Here is a 4,081-nt window from a genome sequence, read left to right as displayed (position 1 = left end):
CGCGACGGCAAATTCGCCCGCGCCGCCGGCATTGGCCCCACCGATTTCCCCGCCGGCATCGTCGAGGATTTCCGGCTGGGTTCCACCATCCTGCCTTTGCAGCACACGACGGGTTTCCTGCGTGCGCCGGCCAACAACGCTTTTGGTTTCGTCACGCAGGGCTTCATCGATGAACTGGCGCATGCCGCAGGTAGCGATCCGGTGCAGTATCGTCGTGATTTCCTTGGGCCGGCCCGCATCATCGGCGATCCCAAATCACGCGGCCCCTACAACACGGGCCGCATGCGCGGCGTGCTCGACAAGGCCGCCGTCATGGCCGGCTGGGGCCGCAAATTGCCCAAGCGGTCCGGTCTGGGCATCGCCTTCCACTTCAGCCACCTGGGTTATTTCGCCAATGTGGTCGAAGTGGCGGTGTCGCCGGCGGGCGTGGTGAAGGTGGTGAAGATCTGGGTGGCCGGCGATGTTGGCCGCCAGGTGGTCAATCCGGCCGGGGCCATCAACCAGGTGCAGGGCAGCGTGCTCGATGCCATTGGTGCAGCCATTGGCCATGAAATCACCTTTGCCAATGGCGCCATCGAACAACGCAATTTCGGCGATGTGCCGATGCTGCGCAACGAACAGATTCCGCCGATCGAAATCGCCTTCCTTACCCCGGATTATCCGGTGACGGGTCTGGGTGAGCCGGCCTACCCCGCCGTCGCCCCGGCGCTGGCCAACGCGATCTTTGCCGCCACCGGCGTGCGCCTGCGCAAATTGCCGCTGGATTTCAGCGCGCTGAAGGCCTGACCGGTCACATTCTCGTCACGATGGATCGGCAAGCGGCCATGATGATGCGCTTTGCCCTGCCCGCCCTGTTGCTCGCCGCCCCCGCCGCCGCGCAGGATGTGCAGAGCTGGACCAGCTTGATCGCGCAGGGACCAATCGATGGCCGCTTGCTGCTGTGGGCCGAGGCGCAGGGGCGACTGGATCAGGATGTCAGCCGTTTTTCCGTCGGCATCGGCCGCGTCGGCCTGGGCGTGCGGTTGAAGAATGATGTCGATCTGATGGCCGGCTATCATTTCCAGCATAATGAACTGGGCGGTGGCCGCACGCGCGATGAACATCGTGCCTGGCAGCAGGTGCAGGCCCCGGTGTTCCGGCGCGACAATGGCCTGACACTGATCAACCGCTGGCGGCTGGAACAACGGATGATCGTTGGCGCCAATGTCACCGGCTGGCGCCTGCGCATGCAATGGCGGCTGGTGCAGCCGCTGAACGGGCGCGGCACCGCCGGGCCCGTGCTGCAGACCGAGACGTTCGTAAACCTGAACGATACTGATTGGGGATCGCAGGCCGGGCTTGATTCCCAGCGCACGCTGGTCGGCTGGCTGCAACCGCTCAGCCCGCGCCTGAATCTGGAAGCCGGCTACATGCATGTGTTCCTGCGCCGGCAAAGCGGGGATCAGGGCAATCACATCATCAGCCTCACGCTCAACCGCCGGCTCGGCTAAAGCGGCCAGCCGGGGCTTGCCGCAGCGTCTCTCCGGCTGATCAATGCGTGTGGGCGCCGGCGGCGGTTTCGGCCTTGAACGCCACATCAACCGAGCCGGCCTTTTCAAAGTTCAGCCGCGCCTTGATCATCGTGCCAGGCGGCACTGCCGCCTTGAGGCCGATAAACATCACGTGCAGGCCGCCGGGGGCAAAGACCACCATGCCACCGGCCGGGATCACCACGCCGCCAGCCGCACTGCGCATTTTCATGATGCCACCCTGATTGATGGTGCCGTGCAGATCGGAGCGGGTGGAAGCAACGGTGGTTACCGACAACAGCCGGTCTGCCGCCTTGCCCTTGTTGGTGATGGCCATGTAACCGGCACCGGTTTTCGATACCGGGCTGGCCACCCGAATGACGGGATGATCGATCACCAGCGCGCCGGCCTTGTAGGCATGCGCCAGCGCCGGCGCCGAAACAGCCAGCATCAGGCTGGCAATCGCGCTGCGTTGGCGCCAGCCAGCCATCACGGGTTGCGCCGTTCGGTCAGGCCCAGGGCCTGCACATCGGCCGTTGCCGCCGCCAGATCAGCCTGCGCCACGATTTGGCGGAAGGCGGCATCCAGCCGGCGCACCTGCGCATCGGCGGCGGCTTCCTCGCGCAGATTGACCAGGAAGAAATCCGACGCGCCTTCCTGGAAACGCCGGCGTTCGGCACCGGCCATGGTCAGGGCGCGGTCCTGTTCGTCGATGGCAATGCCCAGCAGCCGGCGGGATTGCCGCGACGCCACCGACAGGCCGCCGATTTCCGCCCTGATCTGATCCTCGATGAAGCGGCGACGCTGCTGAAAGGCCTCGATTTCCGCCTCGGTCTGGCTCAATCGGCCGCGTGCCGTGCGCTGTTGGATCGGCACGGTCAGGGTCACGCCCACCTTGGCCTGATTGCCGACATAGTCGCGCCCGCCCAGACCGGGATCCCCCACAAACTGGTTCACCTCGGCCACCAGATCGAGGCGGGGCAGGAAATTGTTGCGATCCAGCGCCAGCCGGGTGCGGGCCTGGGCGATGCGCACATCCACCACCCGGAGATCGGGGCGATTTTCCAGCGCCGTCAGCATGTCGTCAGACACAGGCAGCGGTGGCGGCAGCATGCGCGGCAAACGATCGGCGCCGGGCACAATCGGGTTGCCATCAGCATCGCGCCAGAACAATGACAGCGTGATCGCCGCCTGTTCCAGCGCCTGTTCGGCCTGCACCACCAGTGTTTGCCGGCGCAGGATATTCTGTTCGTTTTCGGTCAGCAGGATGGCCGGCCGCAAGCCTTCGGCGACCTGGCGCTTGAACCCGGCCTGACGGTCGAGCGCCAGTTGCAGCAGGCCCTTGAACACTGTCACCCGCTGCCCGGCGATCACCCAGCTGTTCCATGCTGCGATGGTGCGGGCCTGCACCCCGATCGCCACCAGCAGCCGATCATTGTCGGCCAGCACGACATCAGCGCTGGCAACGGCGCGGTTGAAACGGCGTTCATCGATGTCGCGGTCGCGCAGCAGCGAAAACAAGGTGCCCACGGTAAAGCGGCCCAGCCGGGCGGTGTTGTTGCCGGCCAGCGACGAGCTGAATCGGCCGCGCGACACATCATAGCCGGCGTAAACACTGCCGCCATTGGTCGCCAGCGGCTGGAACAGGCGGACACCGGCTTCGGAGCCATCGACCGTGCCGATCGGCCGGGCTTCGAGATTGGCGCTGAACAATGTGTCGAACGCGCCTTCGGTGGTGAGCAGGCGGCCTTCGGCGCCGCGCACCCGGGCCAGCGCCTCCAGCACCTGCGGCGCGTGATAACGGCTGGCCGCCAGCACTTCATCCAGCGCCAACGGCGACGTTGCTGCCGGCTGCGCTGCGGCGCGGGCATCAGCCTCCAGCGCGCGCCGGCTGGTGGCCGGCTGCTGCGCTGCAGCCAACGCCGGCAGCACAATCAGGAGCGCCAGCAGCGCCTTACTTGCCTGATGCACCGGTTTCACTGCCCTTGGCGGCCTTCACTTCGCCGTTCATCGCCGGTTCGGCGCCGGGACGCGTGAACTGCAACGGGAAATCGTTGAGCAGGCGCCACAGCTCAAACCAGATCGGCACGGTGTTCATCTGCACCCAGCCGCGCACCTTGGCACCCAGCCGCACGGCGCGTTCATCCGGCCACGGATCACGATCCGGGCTTTCGCTGATCAGGATGCGGAACAGGCCGTTGGGCGAGGCATTGAGATCCACCGCCGCCACCTGGCCATCGAAAAAGCCCTTGGCAACCGACGGCCAGCCGGAAAACTGGATAGCCGGCCAGCCTTCGAATTCCATGCGAACACGGCGGCCCACATCGATCAGCGGGATATCACGACCATCGACATAGAGTTCCACCACGCGCCGCGACTGTTCGGGCACGAAGGTGGCGAGCACATCGCCCTGTTTGACGATGGTGGCGCTATCGATGCTGTTCACCCGCATGATGCGGCCATTGCGCGGCGCGCGGATCACCTGTTCCGATTGGCGGCGCAGGTTGACATCGATCTTGTTGATGTCGGCCCGCGACGAGGCAATCTTGGCGCGGAATTCCGCCACCTTGATC

General features: G+C 65.6%; 5 protein-coding genes. 2 read left to right on the top strand and 3 right to left on the bottom strand.

The window, feature by feature from the left end:
* Positions 1–786: molybdopterin cofactor-binding domain-containing protein (locus tag RMO81_RS02135; protein WP_409049573.1), on the top strand; the 786-nt coding region annotated here is incomplete at its 5' end.
* A 20-nt stretch (positions 787–806) separates the two neighbouring features.
* Positions 807–1,490 carry a DUF2490 domain-containing protein gene (locus tag RMO81_RS02130; protein ID WP_310474078.1) on the top strand — a complete coding sequence of 228 codons (684 nt, stop codon included), beginning with the start codon at positions 807–809 and terminating at the stop codon, positions 1,488–1,490.
* A gap of 40 nt (positions 1,491–1,530) precedes the next feature.
* On the opposite strand, the gene RMO81_RS02125 is transcribed toward RMO81_RS02130, so the two are convergent.
* The 3 genes from RMO81_RS02125 to RMO81_RS02115 all read right to left on the bottom strand — a co-directional run.
* Complete coding sequence (locus tag RMO81_RS02125; protein ID WP_310474077.1) at positions 1,531–1,998, bottom strand: copper chaperone PCu(A)C; 468 nt, start codon at positions 1,996–1,998, stop codon at positions 1,531–1,533.
* The gene (locus RMO81_RS02120; protein WP_310474076.1) at positions 1,998–3,479 is read right to left on the bottom strand and encodes a TolC family protein; all 1,482 of its coding nucleotides are present in this window, start codon (positions 3,477–3,479) and stop codon (positions 1,998–2,000) included. Before RMO81_RS02120 ends, RMO81_RS02125 begins: the two co-directional genes overlap by 1 nt.
* The coding region (locus RMO81_RS02115; RefSeq protein ID WP_310474075.1) for an HlyD family efflux transporter periplasmic adaptor subunit at positions 3,463–4,081 on the bottom strand (619 nt) is incomplete at its 5' end. The genes RMO81_RS02115 and RMO81_RS02120, both read right to left, overlap by 17 nt.

The organism is Sandarakinorhabdus sp. (assembly GCF_031422795.1).
GTDB lineage: Bacteria > Pseudomonadota > Alphaproteobacteria > Sphingomonadales > Sphingomonadaceae > Sandarakinorhabdus.
This window is presented reverse-complemented; position numbering and strand designations above follow the sequence as displayed.

Excerpts from the sequence above, each read along its gene's own strand:
- RMO81_RS02125 (WP_310474077.1), bottom strand. The coding sequence starts at position 1,998 with ATGGCTGGCTGGCGCCAACGCAGCGCGATTGCCAGCCTGATGCTGGCT.
- RMO81_RS02130 (WP_310474078.1), top strand. The coding sequence starts at position 807 with ATGGATCGGCAAGCGGCCATGATGATGCGCTTTGCCCTGCCCGCCCTG.